This window comes from Lysinibacillus sp. K60 (genome assembly GCF_019731275.1).
GTDB classification, from domain to species: domain Bacteria; phylum Bacillota; class Bacilli; order Bacillales_A; family Planococcaceae; genus Lysinibacillus; species Lysinibacillus capsici.
The window spans coordinates 514,531-533,554 of the sequence record NZ_JAASJR010000003.1; the positions used below are offsets into that span (position 1 = coordinate 514,531).

22 protein-coding genes are annotated in these 19,024 nt (G+C 39.2%); 15 read left to right on the forward strand and 7 right to left on the reverse strand.

Going from position 1 to position 19,024, the window contains the following annotated elements; all coding sequences use genetic code 11:
* Window positions 1-10 precede the first annotated feature (10 nt).
* A complete protein-coding gene (locus tag HCH28_RS09845; protein WP_221680789.1) occupies window positions 11-1,306 on the forward strand; it encodes an MFS transporter in 1,296 nt (431 codons plus the stop codon).
* 36 nt (window positions 1,307-1,342) lie between these two features.
* On the opposite strand, the gene HCH28_RS09850 is transcribed toward HCH28_RS09845, so the two are convergent.
* The 4 genes from HCH28_RS09850 to HCH28_RS09865 all read right to left on the reverse strand — a co-directional run bounded on the left by HCH28_RS09850 (window position 1,343) and on the right by HCH28_RS09865 (window position 5,087).
* Window positions 1,343-2,059, reverse strand: coding sequence for a LutC/YkgG family protein (locus HCH28_RS09850; protein ID WP_221680790.1), 717 nt, complete (start codon window positions 2,057-2,059; stop codon window positions 1,343-1,345).
* The gene (locus HCH28_RS09855) at window positions 2,059-3,486 is read right to left on the reverse strand and encodes a LutB/LldF family L-lactate oxidation iron-sulfur protein (RefSeq protein WP_221680791.1); all 1,428 of its coding nucleotides are present in this window, start codon (window positions 3,484-3,486) and stop codon (window positions 2,059-2,061) included. The genes HCH28_RS09850 and HCH28_RS09855 overlap by 1 nt, the downstream gene beginning before the upstream one ends.
* Window positions 3,487-3,501: 15 nt before the next feature.
* Entirely contained in the window at window positions 3,502-4,218 is a 717-nt protein-coding gene (locus tag HCH28_RS09860) for a (Fe-S)-binding protein (protein WP_221680792.1), read from the reverse strand.
* Between the two features lie 137 nt (window positions 4,219-4,355).
* Window positions 4,356-5,087, reverse strand: coding sequence for a FadR/GntR family transcriptional regulator (locus HCH28_RS09865; RefSeq protein ID WP_255601019.1), 732 nt, complete (start codon window positions 5,085-5,087; stop codon window positions 4,356-4,358).
* Between the two features lie 342 nt (window positions 5,088-5,429).
* Between HCH28_RS09865 and HCH28_RS09870 the strand changes: the two genes are divergently transcribed.
* From HCH28_RS09870 to HCH28_RS09885, 4 genes are read left to right on the forward strand one after another with little or no spacing between them, the layout of a single operon-like run.
* Entirely contained in the window at window positions 5,430-5,585 is a 156-nt protein-coding gene (locus tag HCH28_RS09870) for a hypothetical protein (RefSeq protein WP_221680793.1), read from the forward strand.
* Between the two features lie 5 nt (window positions 5,586-5,590).
* Window positions 5,591-6,301: a cytochrome c biogenesis CcdA family protein gene (locus HCH28_RS09875; protein WP_016995208.1), complete on the forward strand. Its 711-nt coding sequence runs from the start codon at window positions 5,591-5,593 to the stop codon at window positions 6,299-6,301.
* Window positions 6,302-6,335: 34 nt separating this feature from the next.
* Window positions 6,336-6,722 carry a response regulator gene (locus HCH28_RS09880; RefSeq protein WP_004229473.1) on the forward strand — a complete coding sequence of 129 codons (387 nt, stop codon included), beginning with the start codon at window positions 6,336-6,338 and terminating at the stop codon, window positions 6,720-6,722.
* Between the two features lie 25 nt (window positions 6,723-6,747).
* Complete coding sequence (locus HCH28_RS09885) at window positions 6,748-7,242, forward strand: CcdC family protein (RefSeq protein WP_004229470.1); 495 nt, start codon at window positions 6,748-6,750, stop codon at window positions 7,240-7,242.
* Window positions 7,243-7,804: 562 nt separating this feature from the next.
* Here the strand turns inward: HCH28_RS09885 and HCH28_RS09890 are convergent.
* On the reverse strand, window positions 7,805-8,233 hold the full coding sequence (locus HCH28_RS09890; RefSeq protein WP_004229468.1) for a DUF2621 domain-containing protein: 429 nt from the start codon (window positions 8,231-8,233) through the stop codon (window positions 7,805-7,807).
* A gap of 121 nt (window positions 8,234-8,354) precedes the next feature.
* Here HCH28_RS09890 and HCH28_RS09895 point away from each other — a divergent pair, with 121 nt between their 5' ends.
* The 7 genes from HCH28_RS09895 (at window position 8,355) to HCH28_RS09925 (ending at window position 11,812) form a co-directional block, all read left to right on the forward strand.
* Window positions 8,355-8,570, forward strand: coding sequence for a DUF1659 domain-containing protein (locus HCH28_RS09895; RefSeq protein WP_221680794.1), 216 nt, complete (start codon window positions 8,355-8,357; stop codon window positions 8,568-8,570).
* A gap of 14 nt (window positions 8,571-8,584) precedes the next feature.
* A complete protein-coding gene (locus HCH28_RS09900; protein ID WP_221680795.1) occupies window positions 8,585-8,809 on the forward strand; it encodes a DUF2922 domain-containing protein in 225 nt (74 codons plus the stop codon).
* A gap of 65 nt (window positions 8,810-8,874) precedes the next feature.
* Window positions 8,875-8,997, forward strand: coding sequence for a YvrJ family protein (locus tag HCH28_RS09905; RefSeq protein ID WP_004229459.1), 123 nt, complete (start codon window positions 8,875-8,877; stop codon window positions 8,995-8,997).
* Window positions 8,998-9,101: 104 nt separating this feature from the next.
* Window positions 9,102-9,710, forward strand: coding sequence for an SCO family protein (locus tag HCH28_RS09910; RefSeq protein WP_221680796.1), 609 nt, complete (start codon window positions 9,102-9,104; stop codon window positions 9,708-9,710).
* Window positions 9,711-9,823: 113 nt separating this feature from the next.
* Window positions 9,824-10,339 carry a sigma-70 family RNA polymerase sigma factor gene (locus HCH28_RS09915; protein ID WP_221680797.1) on the forward strand — a complete coding sequence of 172 codons (516 nt, stop codon included), beginning with the start codon at window positions 9,824-9,826 and terminating at the stop codon, window positions 10,337-10,339.
* Window positions 10,332-11,213, forward strand: a complete 882-nt coding sequence (locus tag HCH28_RS09920) for a hypothetical protein (protein WP_221680798.1) — start codon at window positions 10,332-10,334, stop codon at window positions 11,211-11,213. The genes HCH28_RS09915 and HCH28_RS09920 overlap by 8 nt, the downstream gene beginning before the upstream one ends.
* Window positions 11,214-11,275: 62 nt before the next feature.
* The gene (locus HCH28_RS09925; protein WP_221680799.1) at window positions 11,276-11,812 is read left to right on the forward strand and encodes a DUF1572 family protein; all 537 of its coding nucleotides are present in this window, start codon (window positions 11,276-11,278) and stop codon (window positions 11,810-11,812) included.
* A gap of 30 nt (window positions 11,813-11,842) precedes the next feature.
* On the opposite strand, the gene HCH28_RS09930 is transcribed toward HCH28_RS09925, so the two are convergent.
* Window positions 11,843-12,409, reverse strand: coding sequence for a delta-aminolevulinic acid dehydratase (locus HCH28_RS09930; RefSeq protein ID WP_221680800.1), 567 nt, complete (start codon window positions 12,407-12,409; stop codon window positions 11,843-11,845).
* A 101-nt stretch (window positions 12,410-12,510) separates the two neighbouring features.
* Here HCH28_RS09930 and HCH28_RS09935 point away from each other — a divergent pair, with 101 nt between their 5' ends.
* The 3 genes from HCH28_RS09935 (at window position 12,511) to HCH28_RS09945 (ending at window position 17,301) form a co-directional block, all read left to right on the forward strand.
* Window positions 12,511-13,329, forward strand: a complete 819-nt coding sequence (locus HCH28_RS09935; protein ID WP_221680801.1) for a hypothetical protein — start codon at window positions 12,511-12,513, stop codon at window positions 13,327-13,329.
* Window positions 13,330-13,484: 155 nt separating this feature from the next.
* The gene (locus tag HCH28_RS09940; RefSeq protein ID WP_221680802.1) at window positions 13,485-15,164 is read left to right on the forward strand and encodes a methyl-accepting chemotaxis protein; all 1,680 of its coding nucleotides are present in this window, start codon (window positions 13,485-13,487) and stop codon (window positions 15,162-15,164) included.
* 175 nt (window positions 15,165-15,339) lie between these two features.
* Window positions 15,340-17,301, forward strand: coding sequence for a methyl-accepting chemotaxis protein (locus HCH28_RS09945; RefSeq protein WP_221680803.1), 1,962 nt, complete (start codon window positions 15,340-15,342; stop codon window positions 17,299-17,301).
* A gap of 121 nt (window positions 17,302-17,422) precedes the next feature.
* Here HCH28_RS09945 and HCH28_RS09950 read toward each other — a convergent pair whose 3' ends face one another.
* Window positions 17,423-18,820, reverse strand: a complete 1,398-nt coding sequence (locus HCH28_RS09950; protein WP_221680804.1) for an alanine/glycine:cation symporter family protein — start codon at window positions 18,818-18,820, stop codon at window positions 17,423-17,425.
* Between the last annotated feature and the right edge of the window lie 204 nt (window positions 18,821-19,024).

Sequence of the window (19,024 nt, forward strand, 5' to 3'; positions counted from 1 at the left end):
AGGGGTTTAGATGAATGAAGCGGAAAAATTGAAAAAGGCGACCTATCACTTATGGACGTTCACGGCGAGTAAAATGATTGCCATGTTGGGAGCAAATGTCATGGCATTCGGTATTAGCTTGTATATTTTAGCGATGACTGGGTCGGCAATGAGTTTCGCTACCAATATGATTTGTTCAGTATTACCACGCGCACTTGTGGCACCCTTAGCAGGCTATGTCGCAGATAATTTTTCAAAAAAACGCACAATATTAATAGCACAGGCAGGAACCATTTTGACAGTAGGGGGATTACTGCTTTATACAGAAACAGTAGGAATGTCTGTTTATGCTATATACATAGCTACTGTTTTTAATACTATTTGCTCGGCCTTTTCTGGTGTAACGTTTTCATCTGCTATTGCCACACTTGTCAATCCAGAGCGATTACAACGTGCGATGTCATTTAACCAAATGTCAATGTCCGTAGCTGCAATTGGAGGACCAGTCGTTGGTGGTATGATGTATGGGTTTTTTAATATGGATGTGTTTTTAATGGTGAATATGGTGGCCTATGCGATTGCCTTTTGTTTAGAGGCAACAATGGACTTTAACCTTTATAGTACAAGAGGGGAAGATACGAAAAAAGAAAAGATGTGGGAAGGGCTGAAAAGTGGTTTTCATTATATCAAGCAACGAAACGTCATTAAGACCATTATGTGGGTAGCATTATGGATCAATCTATTCTTTTCTGCCATCGCTGTTGGAGGAACGTACATCATTATTGAATTGCTAAAAATAGAATCCACACACTTTGGCTTTATTGAAGCATCTGGTGCTTTAGGTATGCTCTTAGCATCCCTTTATTTCGCAACAAGACCTGAAGTAAAGGTACCTTTACGCTTTTCGAAAATCAGCTTATTACTATTGGCGGGAAGTGTCGGCTTAGCAGTCATCCCATTAGTCACTGATTTTTCTTATATAGCTATCGTGATCTTCTATCTCATCATTTACTTTATTTTCGCAATTTTTGAAATGGGAATAAATATGCCCATCGGTGTGTATATGCAAAAAATCATTGCGGAAGAGTATCGTGGGCGTGTTTTTGGGCTAATGGAAACGATGGCGATGTCTATGATGCCGATTGGTATGGTAGTCTATGGCATGTTATATGATACATTACCAGCAACTATTATTTTACCAGTAACGAGTGTCATTATTATTATCATTTCACTTGTGATGCTGCGCTCATCTATTTTAAAAGAGGCACATCCAGAGTATTATGAAAAAGCAGCTCTCCCAGAAGGGGTCGCGAACACCACAACTTAAAAGAACAGGCATGCGGTGAAATGCATGCCTGTTCTTTTACTGATCCTCAATGACAATATAGGTTGCTTGAATAGGGCCATGGACACCAACGATAAGAATCATTTCGATATCGGCTGAGTTACTTGGTCCCGTAACAAAGTTGATACAGGAAGCAATTTTTTCACCCTGACGGATTTTTTCACTAATCCAACGAGCTGCCTGTGTCATGCGAGGCACAATTGTACTTTTAGGAATGATAATGATCGACTTTTCAGGTAAAAAGCTAATGCTTCTCCCTCTATCTTTGCTACTAAAAAGCACGGCAGTTCCCGATTCTGCTAACGTCATTTCACTAATGGTTATCCCGATATTTGCTTTTTCAGCTTGACGGATATTTTCCTCAGGTTGCTGTGAATCCCATTCATAAAGCTGAATATTGGCTCGTGGCCATTGCTCGTTCATAAGTGCGGATAATCCGTAGTCTTGGAACCGTTTATCCTTCCATGTAATAACGGACTGACCTCCATAATTGTCAACAACATCCTGTAAATCCTCTGGAAGTGTGGCAGTGCTAGAAATGACAATATTGGTATGGATGTTGGTGCACTGCTTGATTAATATTTCTACCAATTCATCCTTTGTCGCATCTTTGAGCACACGATCCTGTGGCTGATACTGCCAAGTTGGTCTCGGAAGTTCTGTCTTAGGCGAACGCCCGAGCTGCTGCGCAATATTTGCTAAAAAGGTTTCTCGATGCTGAATCATACCAGTCATTATTGCCCGCCTCCTTTTGTACGATGCTTCATCCAGTCTCTAAAGCTGTCTTTACTTGGTGCAGGGAAATCCCTTGCCTCGGTCCATGCTTTTAGGGGGCCTGGTCCTTTAGAAATAGTCTTGTTTTTGGTAAATGGAGACATGGCAGGTGCAGCCATTCTTGTCGCCATTTTATAAAGGGTAGGGGAGGCAGCCCCTAGACCAAATGCCTTCATTAAAAGCTTTTCAGAGATAGGTGCCTTGCCCTCATTTTCAACAATGACCTGTCGATGGCGATGAATGAGCTGATGTAATGGTATTTTAACAGGGCATGCATCTGTACAAGCACCGCACAATGTAGAAGCATAGGGCAGTTCTTTAAAATCATCGTAGCCTCCTAAAAGTGGAGAGAGTACAACACCTACAGGTCCAGAGTAGATAGAGCCATACGTATGCCCACCAACATGACGATAGACAGGGCAAGCATTGACACAGGCAGCACAGCGAATGCATTGTAAAATAGGCTGGAATTCACTACCTAAAATAGCCGAGCGTCCATTATCGACAATAACTAAATGAAATTCATCGGGTCCATCCGTATCCTCTTCGTCTTTTACGCCTGTTAACGTTGTAATATAGCTCGTTAGCTTTTGACCGACAGCACTCCTTGTTAATAAACTAACAAGGACCTCCATTTCTTCAAAGGTAGGAACTATTCTTTCCATTCCCATAACTGTGATTTGTGTTTTTGGCAGCGCTGTTACTAAATCAGCATTGCCCTCATTCGTAACGAGTGTAATGGATCCACTTTCAGCAATAGCAAAATTACAGCCTGTAATACCAATATCGGCTGTTAAATATTCCTGTCGCAATTTTTCACGTACATAAAGGGCAAGTTCCTCTGGCTTTTCTGTTTGATTGTAGCCTTGTTTTTCCTTAAAAACATCTCGAATTTGCTCCTTATTTTTATGCAAGGCTGGCGCCACAATATGCGAAGGGGGCTCGTGATCTGCCACCTGCAAAATATATTCACCTAGGTCTGTCTCAATCACTTCACAACCAAGCGCTTCTAAAGCTGTATTTAAGTTAATTTCTTCTGTCACCATTGATTTGGATTTCACAATTTTTGCCGCATTTTTCTTTATAGCAATGCTTTGAATATAGTCGGTTGCTTCCTTTGCAGTTTGCGCAAAGAACACATGCCCACCTCGTTTGGCAACATTTTCGCTTAATTGATAAAGGTAATAATCAAGGTTTGCTAAAACATGCTTGCGAATTTCCTCTCCGTGAGAACGCCATTCTTCCCAATGTCCTAATTCCTCTGCTTGTTGAAGGCGGCGTGTTTGAAAACGTTCTTGGGCACTCGAAACCGCACGACGCATAAACTGATTATCTAGCTCTTTCGTGACACGTTGTTGAAACCGATCATCACTTGTTTTCATGGCCATGTTTATTTCCCCCTTTTATCGGCAATTTAACACTTCTGCAATATGCATCACTTTAATTGGCTTACCCTGACGTTGAATACGACCACCGATATTCATTAAGCAGCCTGCATCAGCTCCTATTAAAATGTCAGCGCCTGTTTCTTCCACGTTCAGTACTTTTTCATTGACCATTTCTCCAGAAATATTGCCCATTTTCACTGAAAATGTACCGCCAAATCCGCAGCATCGATCCTTACCAGGGAGATCCACATAGTGCAAGCCCTTGACGTTCTTTAATAATTGGAAGGGTGCCTCTTTCACACCAAGTAATCTTGTCATATGGCATGACGTATGATAAGTAGCTTTACCTTCTAGATACGCTCCTACATCTTCTATCATTAATACGTTGACAATAAACTCTGTGAATTCATAGGTTTTAGCTGCTAATGCTTGCGCTTTTGGCTCCCATATGGGGTCTCCTTTAAAAACTTCTTGATATTCCTTCAACATATAAGCGCAGGAACCAGAGGGAGAGACTACATATTCAGCATGCTCAAAGGCTGTGATCATTTTTTTCATCGCATTTTTTGATTCTTCGACATAGCCGCTATTGTAAGCAGGCTGCCCACAGCAAATTTGATCCTCTGGAAAGTCGATATCACAGCCTAGTCTTTCTAATACTTCCACAACTGCTTTTCCCACATCCCCTTGAAACATATCCACTAAGCAAGTGGCGAATAGTGTGACTTTCATATTCATCGCTCCTTTTTAGACAACTGGTCATCAGATGACTTATCGATAACTTAATCTTACAACAAATTTGAAAAAGTGAAAACGTTTTTTATGAATTTTCTGAAAAGAAAAACTACCTAGCGTGTACTAGGTAGTTTTTAGTGTGAATTGGATTCTGTTGTTTCGAAATATTGTAATAGCACTTTTTCAACATTGCTTAGATGAGATGCCATTGCATGTTTGGCTAGCTCTTCATTTTGCTGTTTAATCGCGAGGAAAATCTGCATATGTTCATCATATAATTGTTCGCTCGTTGTTTTTTGTGAGTACAACCAAATTCGCCGTGTCTCTTTCATTGTTTCGATCATTAAACCAGAAATTTGATCTAAAATTGTAGTGAGTAGGGGATTTTGAGAGGCATTGGAAATAGCTGCATGAAATTGATAATCTACTTTTTCCCCAAGCTGGCCATCACCATGTGCCTGCTTCATATCCTCTAAAATTTGTACCATTGCCAGAATATCCTGATCTGTACGTTGGAGCGCTGCACGTCCTGCTGCTCCCACCTCAATAATTTTGCGCACTTCTAGTAAATGAGCGATATCCTGTCTATTCGTTAACATAGCTGTGGATAATGGAAAGTCAAGCTGATGGGCTGGCACACTTTTGACAAACGTTCCAGAGCCTTGTTTGATTTCAATTAATCCCATTGCTTTTAATGCAGATAATGCCTCGCGTACAGCGGAACGACTCACTTGTAATTGCTCGGCAAGCTGCTCAACTGAGTCAAGCCGATCACCTGGCTTTAGGACACCAGCTCGTATTTTGTCATGCAATATTTCGGATACTTCTTCATAGATCTTTTTTGGTCTAATCTTTCTTAATTCCAAGGGCTACACCTCTTTTTTTCGCTCATTTGCTATCATTATTATACATGAAAATAAGTCATTTACTCATGGTTTAACATGAACACTTTGTGTAGAGTAGAAGACTGTCGAAATTTGAGGAAAGAATAATAAACCTATAATAAGGTCATCTGATGACTTTATATCCAGATGATTTAAACGATGAGTATAAAATAAATAGTTTTTTACTATAACATGAGCGTGATAGTGTCTATGAAAAACAGAAGCTTCTTTCAACATTAATGACAAGCAATCGACACTGTCAAGAAAAAGGTAGAAAAATTAGCTATACTCTTTTTGAAAAGGGGGGAAGATTGGCGGATTTTGTTGACAGAAAATCAACAGGAGCGCATAATGCAGAAGGAGCTTGATGGGACTTCTCAAAAATCTCATCATTTTGCCATGAAACGTTCACAAACTAGAAGGGCGCTTTTTATTTTATTTTTTGGTACGATGGATGCAGTAACTGTAAGGAGCGAATAAAAAATATGGGATCTGATATTAACGTATTTTTAGCTTTTGGTGCAGGGTTCTTAAGTTTTATTTCACCATGTACTCTTCCACTATATCCAGCATTTTTATCGTACATAACGGGTATGACATTAGATGAGCTAAAATCCGAAAAAGGTATGCTACAAAAACGTGCCATTTTCCACACACTATTCTTTTTACTAGGCTTTTCCATTATCTTTATCATTATTGGACTAAGTGCTTCATATGCAGCAGAATTCTTCCTGAATTATCAAACATTATTACGACAGGTTGGGGCTATTTTAATCGTCGTATTCGGTTTAATGATTGTGGGATTATTGCAGATAGACTTCTTAATGAAGGATCGAAAGTTCCAATTTAAAAATAGACCATCTGGCTATTTTGGGTCTGTCTTAATTGGTATTGCCTTTGCGGCAGGTTGGACACCATGTACAGGACCAATCCTTGCATCGATTATCATGTTAGCAAGTACAAACCCAGGTGCGGGCTTTAGCTATATGTTTGCGTATTATTTAGGATTCGCCATTCCATTCTTCGTACTATCTTTCTTCATTTCACGAATGACTTGGATTCGTACACACAGCCAGAAAATTGTAAAAATCGGTGGGTACATCATGATTGCCGTTGGGATTTTATTATTCTTTGATGGCTTAACGTATATTACACGCGTTTTACAGCCTATTTTCGGTGGATTTACAGGGTTTTAATTTGTTAAACTAAAGAGGCATACCGAACTTTAACGTGGAGGGAGATGAACATGTGCCTACAGTTTTAGTAGTAGATGATACGCTATTTATGCGTGTTGCAATCAGTAATATGTTTACAGAATGGGGTTATGAGGTAGTCGGTAAGGCAGTAAATGGTAAGGAAGCTGTGGCGATGTATCGAGAGTTACAACCAGATTTAGTCACAATGGATGTAACGATGCCCGTTATGACAGGTATTGCAGCCGTAAAAAAAATCATCCCAGAATTTCCAGATGCAAAAATCATTATGGTAACAGCATTAGGTCAGCAAAAATTAATCGTAGAAGCGATTGAGAGTGGGGCAAAGGATTTTATTACAAAGCCTTTCGAGCCAGAACGATTAAAGGCTGTTGCTGATCAATTACTTGGACAAAATTGTTAATTATACATTAGAGGAGGATTTTTTTATGTTAAGCAGTATCCCTTCTCACTATTATGTTATAGGGTCGACCATTATGGCCATTCTTATGGGGAGCTTTGTGATGGTCATACGAATGAGAGCTTCCAAAATGCCGACAAATGAGAAGAAAATTATTATTCCACCAATAGCGATGTCCTCTGGTGCACTGATGTTTTTATTTGAACAATTCCGTGTACCACCAATGCAAATCTTAGAGGCGGCAGCTGTAGGAATGGTGTTCTCGACAATATTAATTGCTACTTCTAAATTTGAAGTAAAGGGTCGAGATATTTATTTAAAACGTTCAAAAGCATTCGCTTTTATATTAATCGGATTGTTAATATTCCGAGTGGTGGCGAAAATGATTTTAAGTAGCTCCATCGATGTCGGTGAATTAGCAGGTATGTTCTGGATATTAGCCTTTGCCATGTTAGTACCTTGGCGTATCGCAATGCTCATCCAGTTTAAACGTGTCAAAAAAACAATTCCAAAACTACACTAGTACTGAAGCTGGTGTAGTTTTTTTATGCTTTTAAGCGCGGGAGGAACTGGATAGCCTCATAAAAGTAGCGGATAGAGCAGCAAAGCGCGGAGATGAGTCCAAATGAAGAGGATAAAGCTAGCAAAGTGCAGGATAGCTTCATAAAAGTAGCGGATAGAGCAGCAAAGTGCGGTTAGAGGTCCAAATGAAGAGGATAAAGCTAGCAAAGTGCAGGATAGCCTCATAAAAGTGGCGGATAGGGCAGCAAAGCGCGGATAGGAGTCCAAATGAAGAGGATAAAACTAGCAAAGTGCAGGATAGCTTCATAAAAGTGGCGGATAGAACTTCAAAAGTAGCGGATAGAGCAGCAAAGCATGGATAGAGGTCCAAATGAAGAGGATAAAGCTAGCAAAGTGCAGGATAGCCTCATAAAAGTGGCGGATAGGGCAGCAAAGCGCGGATAGGAGTCCAAATGAAGAGGATAAAGCTAGCAAAGTGCAGGATAGCTTCTTAAAAACACAGGTCAGGACAATATCGCATAGCTAAGTAAAAAACGCTGCACAAATCTTTGTGCAGCGTTTACTCATTCGAATAGATGTTCATAGGGGGAGATGTCAATTTGCATTTGCTCTAATTTTTTGCGTAAAAATTTGTGATCGCGTTTTGGTGTTGCTTGGATATAGCCGCGAATAATGAGGTCATTGTTAATGGCTGCTGCTTTTTCTTCTAATGCGAGCTCGCCAATTTTTCCTGCAATTTTTTCCTTAGCCACTTGTCTAAAAAGCTCAGGGACGGGGCTTACGAGTTCATAGAGTAATTCTTTTTCAGCTTGTCCCCACAAGTGAACGGTTTTATCTAAATAATATTCTTGCCAATCTAAATCTGATTTTCCATCCTGCTTTGGGAGTGCCTTTAAAAATTTGCGGAACATGAAGAATCCACCAATAGCCATCAATGAAATGAGGACGACAACCCAAAATAAAATAAACCATAAAAACCAACCTTGTAACAAATCGTTCACCTCTTTGCCTTCTCTCACTCTATTATAAAAGCTTCTGAAAAAAAATTCATCCTTAATGTCCCTTTTTTAGCAATTCGCCTTTATATAGTATGCAGAAGGGAGGTGATGCTACATGGCTAACGTTAACTTTGTAAATGCTACTCTGCGTCTCAAATATGTGGATGGCTATGATGAGAATAATAAGCCTACGTTCACAACGAAATCGTATCGAAATATTAACAATACACATAGTGCGGACGATTTGTTAGCTGTTGCTTATGCCATTGCTAGTCTTTCATCACAGTCACTAGCTGGCATTGCGAAACAGGAAACACACGATTTATCTTAAGGAGGGATCACAGAATGACACAAGTTCTAGAATTACAATTTGCCACAACTGATGGGAAAACGACAACCCTTTCGATTGATGCACCCAAGCCGAATATCACGGTGACTGAAATTCAACAGGCTATGGCAACGATTATGGCTAAAAATGTGTTTACTGGGCAAGGTGGTGCACTGTCAGCCATAAAGGGAGCTCGTATTGTAGATCGTCAAGTCACAGAATTTGAAGTAGTAACAGAATAATTCAACAATGGTCTTTGCTACGAGAAGTGCAAAGACCATTTTTAACGTGAGAGAGGAGGAGAAGGATGGAACAGTGGTTGAACATGATATCCGATATCGGTTTTCCGATTTTAGTGTCATTTTATTTATTGCACCGCGTCGAAGTAAAGCTTGATGCGATACATGCTGCGCTCGTTTCATTAAAATGAAATGGATTTCACAAAGATGTACGAAAGCTGTCACTTAGAAGTTCTTGTCAACGCTTACAACCTACGTTAGGATGGGGATAGTGTAGGTTAGGGAGAGTGTTGACATGAAACGTAAATTAATAGGGCTAGTGCTGCTGTTAGCCTGTGCAACTGTGCTAGGCGCATGTGGAAACTCAAAATTTAAAGCAGATTATAGTCTAGAAATACCCGATTTCGAACATGTTAATCAACGTGGTGAAACGGTTTCGCTTGAAAGCTTAAAAGGTAAGCCTTGGATTGGCATGTATATTTTCACAAACTGTGTGTCCATCTGCCCGCCCATGTCATTAAACATGGCACAAGTCCAAGAAAAGCTCCAGAAAAAAGGCGTAGAGGACTATAACATTGTTGCCTTTTCAGTAGATCCAGACGTTGATCAGCCAGATGTGTTAGCGGATTATCTTAGTAAATACAATGTTCCAGATGAATCTAAATGGAACCTTCTTACAGGATATTCACAGAAATATATCGAACAATTTGCGGTGAAAAATACAAAGATTTTAGTGAAAAACGACCCTAACAGTGACCAAGTCATTCATGGTAATCAATTTTTCTTAGTCGATAAAGATGGTATCCTCGTCAAAATGTATAATGGCTATGCTGAAAACATTGAAGATGTACCGATAGATACAATAGCTTCTGATATCGAAACATATATTGATGAAAATTTATAAAGTAACAGTAAACCGTCTCAAATGGTTGAGGCGGTTTTTTTATATTTTTCTATCTGGAAAAATAATCTTTTTCTGGTTGGGAGTCGTTTATAGTGTAGAAGGAGGGTGATGGCGTGTCTGATCATGAAAAATTCGAGCGGTTAATGGCTATACATACGGAGCAATTGTTTCGAATTGCTTATTACTATACAAAGGATTTACAAATAGCCGAGGATATTGTACAGGATGTGTTTATTAAGTTCTATCATCAAAAACACTATGAGGAACGAGGAGAGATGAAGGCATATTTAGCTCGCATGACAATCAATAAATGCAAGGATTATTTAAAAAGCTGGGCATACAGAAAAATAACATTTCAGCATAAATTTTTTACCAAACAAAAATCAACATTGCAGGACAAACTGATTCGTCAAGATGAACAAGCGCTGTTAGATGATGCTATTTTAAGCTTACCACTTAAGCCACGAGAAGCAATTGTCTATTTTTACTTGGAGGAGATGACGATTAAAGAGATTGCGGAGTTACTTGCGATTCCTGAAGGTACTGTGAAATCACGTTTAAAGAAAGGAAAGGAGCTATTAAAAGTAGAGTTACAACATATTGAGTGGGAGGTGCTTTTCCATGGATAAGCATACAATGCAGATACTACAAGATGTTTCAGCACATAAGGAAGCCATTATTCATAAGGTTCGACAACAAATTCAGCAAGAGCCTGTTATGTCCAAGCCGAAGTGGACATATCGTGTCGTTACGATGATGCTTACCTGCACTATTTTATTATTCATTGCCTGGCAAGCCGCAAAACCGATGGATGAGCTGGCGACACAGGATGAAGGAGAAACACCTACATTCACGGATTTATTTCAAACAGAAGTGGAGGGAAAAGACACAGCATTCAGTAATTTTCTTCCACTTGCTAATTATTTAAGTCAGGCAAAAGATATCCAATATTATGCACCACTTCAAGGTTTAGAGGCAATGCAATCAGTAGCCACATCACTGGAGGATGTCGTTCATCTCACTGATCCTGAAAATTTACCATTTCAACCAAATATTCAGGAGGTCTATGCAATTTCAGCAAAAATGGAGGATGGTAGCCAACAAACGCAATTTCAATTTAGCTATAAAGAAAAATCCTCCACTGGGGTGGATTTACAATTTATTAATTTTACCGTGACAAATGTAAAGTATAATCCCTTAGCGAGCTATGTGAAGTCGAAAAGTATGGAAGAAACTTTAGGGATGAAAGTTTCGAATATAGGCTTAAATTTTATGAATCCCCTGTTTTATCGGGAGATGTCACCAGAACAAGGTTATGTATATACTTATTATAATTACGATGAGACGGATAAGCGAATCTTTCAAATGACTACTAGAGCCAATGAGTTTTATTCTTACTATAACGGCTATGTCTATCATATAGGGTATCAACTTGATGGAAACCCTCAGGAGGTTCAAGAAAAAATGGCGATCCTTGCAAGAGATTTTATTCTTGGCGAATAAGTCATGAGACATTTCAATTGAGCTATAATAGAATGATAGAAAAGAGGGATGGAGGTTCGACTATGACAATTGCACAAACCTATTTACAAGTTGTTCAGAAAAGATTTCAAAGTGTGAAAGAGCTAGGGGATAAAACGCTTGCTCAAATGGAAGAGGCACAATTGCACTGGGCATACAATGAAGAATCCAACAGTATTGCAGTGATTGTAAAGCATGTAAGTGGGAATATGATTTCCCGCTGGACAGATTTTTTAACGACAGATGGAGAAAAGCCAACGAGAAATCGGGATGATGAGTTTGAGGATAGTCTTCACACCAAAGAAGCAATTATCTCGGCTTGGGACAAGGGTTGGCAGGTGTTTTTAGAGGCCTTGGCGAGTTTGACAGAATCCGATTTACAGGGGCATGTCACGATTAGAGGGGAGCGACTAGCGATCATTGATGCTATTGAAAGACAAATGGCACACTATGCACAGCACGTCGGTCAAATCATTTATATCGCCAAACAGGTAAAGGGCTCTGATTGGCAAACACTCAGTATTCCTAAAGGACAGTCACAAGCTTTTACTGAAGCTATGCTAGATAAACATCAACGCTAAAGAAGAAAGATCGTAGCCAAGTAGTAGGTGCTACGATCTTTTTTCTGCTAAATAGAGCTTGTATAAGGCTGTTTCTAGATCGGTCGCTTGAGCGAGTTCAAATGCCTCCTGCTGACTTCTATGATTTGTGATTATCTCATAGAAAAAGTGAATTAGAAACATGAGATTGGCATTACCCTCAATATAATCATCAGGTGCTAGGTAGGAATGACAGCCACTCTCTAAAAAGGCTGTCGCTAGCTGCTGCCAGCCTAATGTACAGCCTGCCGCAATGACCTTGACACCCTGTAGCTGACAATAGGTTAAGACATCTTGAGGTTCAAAATAGATACTCCTTGGTTCATTTTCTTCATATACCTCTTCTCCTAGCTCAGGCAGACAAAATCGCCCCTCATCGCCATGAAAGTTCAATAGCAAATAATCCATTTTGTGAGGAAGATCATTTCCAGATACAATATCAATTAAATCATTTGGTCTGCCAATTAAATCAAGTGTCACTCCTGCACCAAAGGATTCCAGTGCCGCTCGAATGGCCATGGATTCAAAATCACAATCAGGACCGACTACTAAATGTACGTATAATTCTGGTCTACTCATACATCATCACCTCTATTTAAGTATAGCTGAAACTTATTAGCGTAGTAAATCGTATATGACAATAATTACTATAAATGTAAAGTGGTAAAGGAGGTGATAAAGTGCACAAGGGTGGTTATATTTATACACTTATTCTGGGCATGGTTCTGAGTATAAGCACGCTACTACTCTTCCTTTACAATGAAAGGCAGCGGGAGGAGCTAGTGCCGCTGCATACTCCTATTCAATCGATTAAAGAGGCTTGGTATTTGTCTGGAAGTAATGGCAAAGAGCACTATTTATATCCATTAAAGCAAGTATTCTATGTCGACCGCTATGAGGTGAAAGATACAGATCGCCTTCAGCAAGTTTTACAAACTAAAAAGGACCTTAGCAGTCGACCAGCAGACCATGAAGCAGTAAGTGATTTATACATACGCTTCCATAATGGCAAGGAAACGGCCTTGAAAGTAATAGTCGAGGATGAACGATTCTTCCTAATGGATCAAAAAACAGGACGGTATTATGTACTGCAAGCACAAGAAGCTGAGGATTATTTCCATTTGTTAAATGATGAAAGCAAAATACCGTGGCTATTATTTATTGTTTATACAATTTTATTTTTTGGTCTTGTCTATATGCTTGCAAAGAAACTAGTAGCCACTAAATCCACAGAGAAAGAAAGCATGCCCTCCAATACGAAGGATAAAAGATCACTAGCAGATTCTATTTATCCAGCCATCTTACCGCTTGTTATCACATTCTCTATGCAGATTTATGGGGCTCAACATAGCTTACTATTACTGAGTGCGATGATGCTGACTTCAGGCATGCGAGAGTTTTTAGAAAAAAGAGGTCATTTCCTGAAAATGCTCCTGCTTCTTCCGCTCTTTTGGTGTTATCTCTATGGTTTCCAAATGATTACTTCCTATTTCAACTAGTGAAATAGTGGATATTATTGTCAATAGCTTAGATGCGAAATTCTCATTATTGTTAAATTTTAGCGATAGTTTAGGAGGAGAAACATAGATTTTATAGGCTAATAGGTTTAGGTAGGCTATACTCAAGTGGATTATAGAAGAATAGAGGGAATCATATGAGACTAACTGTGGAACGGAAATTGCAATTTGCTTTTGGTATTGTCCTCATCTTTTTACTGCTTATTTCAGGGATTGCTATGTACTACTTGAATAATAATAATCAGACATTAGCAGAAATCGAAGACAATACGGAATTAATCCATTTATATCAAGATATCTCGTTCCAAACCGTACGAGCGAATGCGGCTATTCGTGGGTATATGTTATATGGCAAGGAAGAAATGCTCAACAATCATCATGAAATCCGAAATACCTTACATACATCCATTAATCGACTTCAGGAAATAGGCGATAGTAATCAAGATTTTGATCAATTTTTATCGCAGCTTGACGACTGGGAAAAGGCTATAGATGGACAGATTGTGCCTCTTTATCAACGAGGGGATCACCAGCAAGCACAACAAATGGCTTTACCGATTTTAGGTGAGGGCTCTCAGAAATTGGTTGTCTTTGGAAAAACAATGGCAACAGCTCAGCAAGAAGATATGCAGGCTCATATTGAGGCTACCAAGCAAAAAGGAGAAAGAAGTGGCCTCGAAATTATGATTCTAGTGGCTATTTCTCTACTTATAAGCATTATCATCGCAACACTATTCGGTAGACGGATCGCAAAAAATATTCAACAAACAGTGGTTGAAATGGATAAGTTTTCGGAAGGGAATTTGCATACGCATTTACAATTTAAAACCAAGGATGAGTTTGCGCACTTAGCAGATTCCTTCAATAGTATGTCAGAAAAGCTTCGACTGATGATGAAACAAGTCGGAAATTCCTCTGAGCAAGTTGCCGCAACATCCGAACAGCTAACAGCAAGTAGCATGGAGGTTACACAGGCGACAGAGGTGGTAACAGAATCTATTCATGATATTGCACAAGGTATTGATCAGCAGGATACATTAACAGGTGATGTACGAAATTTATCTGCGCATATTTTGAAGAAAATGAATGATATTTCTACAAGCATACAAAGCGTGAATCAAGCAACAGTCAACACGAAAAATATGGCACAAACAGGTCGTTCTTCTGTGCATGATGTTACAGCGCAAATGAATGAAATCTCTACTAACACAAGTGAGCTAAATACACGTGTGCAAGATTTAGATGACAATACAGCGGCGATTGTATCAGCAGTAAATGTCATTAAGAGTATAGCGACACAGACTAATTTACTAGCAATCAATGCTTCCATTGAAGCAGCAAGGAGCGGGGAGCATGGGAAAGGCTTTGCGGTAGTGGCAGAGGAAGTCCGCAAGTTAGCAGATGAGTCAAATCTTGCTGCAGTCGATATTGAAAAAGTAGTGGCCCAAATTACAGATAGCACGAGGATTATCGAGGAAGATATGGTTAATAGTAATGACTCTGTCCATGTAGGTCGTGAAAAGGTTAATGTGGCAAGGGATAATTTTATACAAATTGATGATGCCATTAATGATGTACAAGCACAGACCGAGCTAGTAACGGCAGCGATTCAAACAATCCATCAAGATATTGAAAAGTTAGTGCAGGAAATCGACTATATTAGTGAAGTGTCGATGAAATCAAGCCATCATGTGCAAAGTGTTGCAGCCTCTTCAGAGGAACAAAATGCAGCGATGGAGGAGGTTGCAGCAGCCTCTACCCATCTAGCAAAGATGGCGATAGACCTGCAAGAATCCATTCAGTCGTTTAAATACTAAATCCAATTGACCCCTGTCTAGTTACAGGGGTTTTTATTTGTCGGTAAAGCCTGAATAATATGAAAATCGTAAAAAAGTTAGAAAAAAATTTTTTTGTCCGATAAAAGCTTTGGGAGAAATGTTAAGCAGATAAAGAGAGGGAGAGGTTTTGAAAAAATCAAAAGGAGATTGATATATGAAGAAACTATTTAGCAGTTTTAAGGGCAAGCTTTATACGCTATTTGCACTAGTATTACTTATCCCTGTCATATCTGTTGGGAGTTTGTCTTATTTATCTGCAAAAGACTCGATTGAAGAAGAAATTTTATTTAGTGCCAATGAAAGTGTAGGCATTTTAAATAAGCTCATTGACAAAACGATTAGTGAGAAAATGAGTGATATTAATGTATTTAGTAGTGAAATTGATGCGCGCCAATATGAAGAAGCACAAGCTTCGATTGTGGCTAAATTTCAGCAATATACAAAGCTTAATGCTGATGTATTGAGTGTTTATATTGGCATGAATGACGGTCGATTTACACAGGAGCCAAAATTGAATGGTGCAGACTATAATCCATTAGATCGAGATTGGTATAAAGAGGCGACAGCTTTAAAAGGAGAAACCTTAATTACCAACCCATACAAGGATGCGGGGACGGGTGATATGGTAGTAACAGTTGCTAAGCAGACGAAGGATCAGGCTGGGGTTGTGGCAATTGATATTAAATTAACCGATCTTCAAAAAATTGCTGATTCAATTCGAATCGGAAAAAATGGGTATCCTTCTATTTTTGGAGAGGACAAGATGGTCATTTCACATCCTACACTTGAAGCGGGAGGGGAGCTGAAAGAAAGCTTCCTTGATGAAATGTACGAAAGTCCATCAGGTACGTATGAATATGTCTTTAATGGTGATAATCGTCTATTATTCTATACTACAAATGAGCTGACAAATTGGAAAATAACAGGAACGATTTTTGCTAAAGAAATTGATGAGTCTGCTTCCTCAATTTTATACCATACGATTCTAGTCCTTATAGCAGCAATTATCATCAGTTCCATCATTTTTTATTTTGTAATGAGGGCTGTCATTAAACCAATTAAAGCCTTAAAGGATAGTGCTGTTACAATCAGCAAAGGGGATCTCACGGAAATAGTAACGATTACGTCAAAAGATGAGATTGGTCAATTAGGACAAGCCTTTAATGATATGCAAGAAAGCTTACGGACACTAATTCAAAAAATTGAACAAAATGCAGAGGAGGTTGCTTCTTCAGCAGAAGAACTAACTGCCAATGCCAATCAGACAAGCATTGCAACGGAAAAAGTGGCGATTTCCATTCAGGATGTTGCAACAAGCGCTGATTCTCAAACGATGAGTGCCACTAAAAATGCAGCTTCTTTACATGAGCTTTCTACTGCCATTCTGCATATTGCTGAAATCTCTTCGGCAGTGACGGACCTTTCACAGCATGCGACATTACAGGCGGACGAAGGCGGACAAGCTGTCCAAAATACAAAGGATCAAATGCAATCCATTCATTTATCCGTAGCAGACTCCAATGCGAAAATCCAGACATTGCATGAACGCTCTCAGCAAATTACATCCATTTTAGATGTGATTACAAGCATTGCAGATCAAACAAATTTACTTGCTTTAAATGCCGCTATCGAAGCAGCAAGAGCAGGAGAGCATGGGAAAGGCTTTGCAGTCGTGGCAGACGAAGTACGGAAGCTTGCAGAGCAATCACAGGAATCAGCTAAACAAATATTTGAGCTTATCCGAGGGATTCAGCATGAAACGGAGCAATCTGTCAGTATTATGGCGAAGGTTACAGATGATGTGCAAAGTGGATTGCATATTTCCGATGAAGCCATTGCAAAATTCCAAGTCATTATGACAAGTATGAATGAAATTACCCCTAAAATGGAGGAGGTTTCTTCAGCCTCTGAGCAGATGTCTGCAGGTGTTCAAGAGGTAGCAGCAGTAACCGAAGATTTGGCATTCTCCGCGAAAGGCAATGCAGCGGCGTCTGAGGATGTAGCGGCATCAACAGAGGAGCAATTAGCCTCAATGGAGGAAATCAATGCCTCTGCGCAAGCACTCGCGCATATGGCGGATGAATTAAAGCTACTGATTAGTCAGTTTAAATATTAAAGCACAACGCCACTCCAAATTTGGGGTGGCGTTAAGTGTTGATAAATGCCGTACTAGTAGAGCAAAGCAACCGTTTTTATCAAAAAACGCCACTCCAATTTTAGAAGTGGCGTTCAGTATTTTATCGATCTTCTTCTTCCCAACAGTCAGTATTTTTTAAGGTTGGGATTGATTTTGCATAGAAGACAGGATTTTTGCCTGCTCTACGTTGTTCAGTAAAGTCGTCTAGCACAAGGAAGGCAATTTTACCGAGCATCATAATAATGGCGATATTGATAAGCGCCATCAGCCCCATAAAGAGGTCAGCAAGATTCCATACAAGCTGTACTTGTGCGATGGAGCCGAACATAACCATAACTAACACTAAAATTCGATAGCAAAACATCCAAGCTTTATGGGCATCCATAAATTCAATATTGGATTCACCATAATAATAATTACCAATAATCGAACTAAAAGCAAAGAAAATGATGGAGATGGCAATAAAATAAGGAGCCCAATCACCAACATGTACAGCTAAAGAATTTTGCGTCAAAATAATACCATCACTCTCACCTTTATCATATAAGCCCGCTAAAATAATGATAAACGCAGTGGCAGTACAAATCATAATCGTATCAAAAAAGACACCTAAGCTTTGTACAAGTCCTTGCTTAGCAGGATGTGAAGTATTAGCAGTTGCCGCAGCATTCGGCACACTCCCCATCCCTGCTTCATTGGAAAATAAACCGCGACGTACACCCTGCATGATTGCAGCACCAATTGCACCACCAGCAGCTTCCTGTAGGCCAAATGCATGAGTAAAAATTAATGAAAAAACATGGGGAATTTCCGATAAATTGGTCACCACAACAAAAAGAGCAACAAGCAAATAAAAGATGGCCATAACCGGGACAAGAACTTGTGTCACCTTTACAATACGATGGACACCACCAAAAATAATTAAGGCAGTTAAAACGACAAGTATAGCCCCAATAATCTTAGGACTTACATCGAAGGCTTCGCCGACTGAAGTGGCAATTGTGTTAGATTGCACAGCATTAAAAATAAAGCCAAAGCTTAATGTTAATAAAATACTAAAAATAATGCCAAGCTTTCGTTGACCTAACGCTTTCTCCATATAGTAGGCGGGTCCACCACGGAATGTATCGCCATCCTTCACTTTATAGACCTGCGCTAAGGTGCTTTCAATGAAGGCAGTGGCCATTCCTAAAATTGCGATTATCCACATCCAAAATACTGCACCAGGTCCGCCTACACCAATGGCTAAGGCTACCCCTGTAATATTTCCTGTGCCAACACGTGAAGCAGCACTAATGGTAAAGGCCTGGAACGGAGAAACCCCCGAATCGCCCTCTCTTTTTTCTACAATTAAACGAAACATTTCAGGAAAAAGACGAATTTGTACAAACTTCGTACCGAATGAAAAATATAATCCTGCTACTAAAAGTAAGATAATGAGGATATATGTCCATAAAATATTATTTCCGCTATCAACTATCGTTGAGATCCATTCCATAAGTTGTCCTCCTTTCACAATACGCTTTAGTCTACACTGTTTTTTTATATAAAATCAACTTTTTTTAATATAATGAATTATACTAAAATTTTGATATTTCAAATTTATTAATTGTGAAAAATCCTTTTATATATTATTTTCCAAGCGTCATATATTGCTTTTGGAAAATTTTCTTATTTTTGTGTGAGAGAGGCGTATAATAAT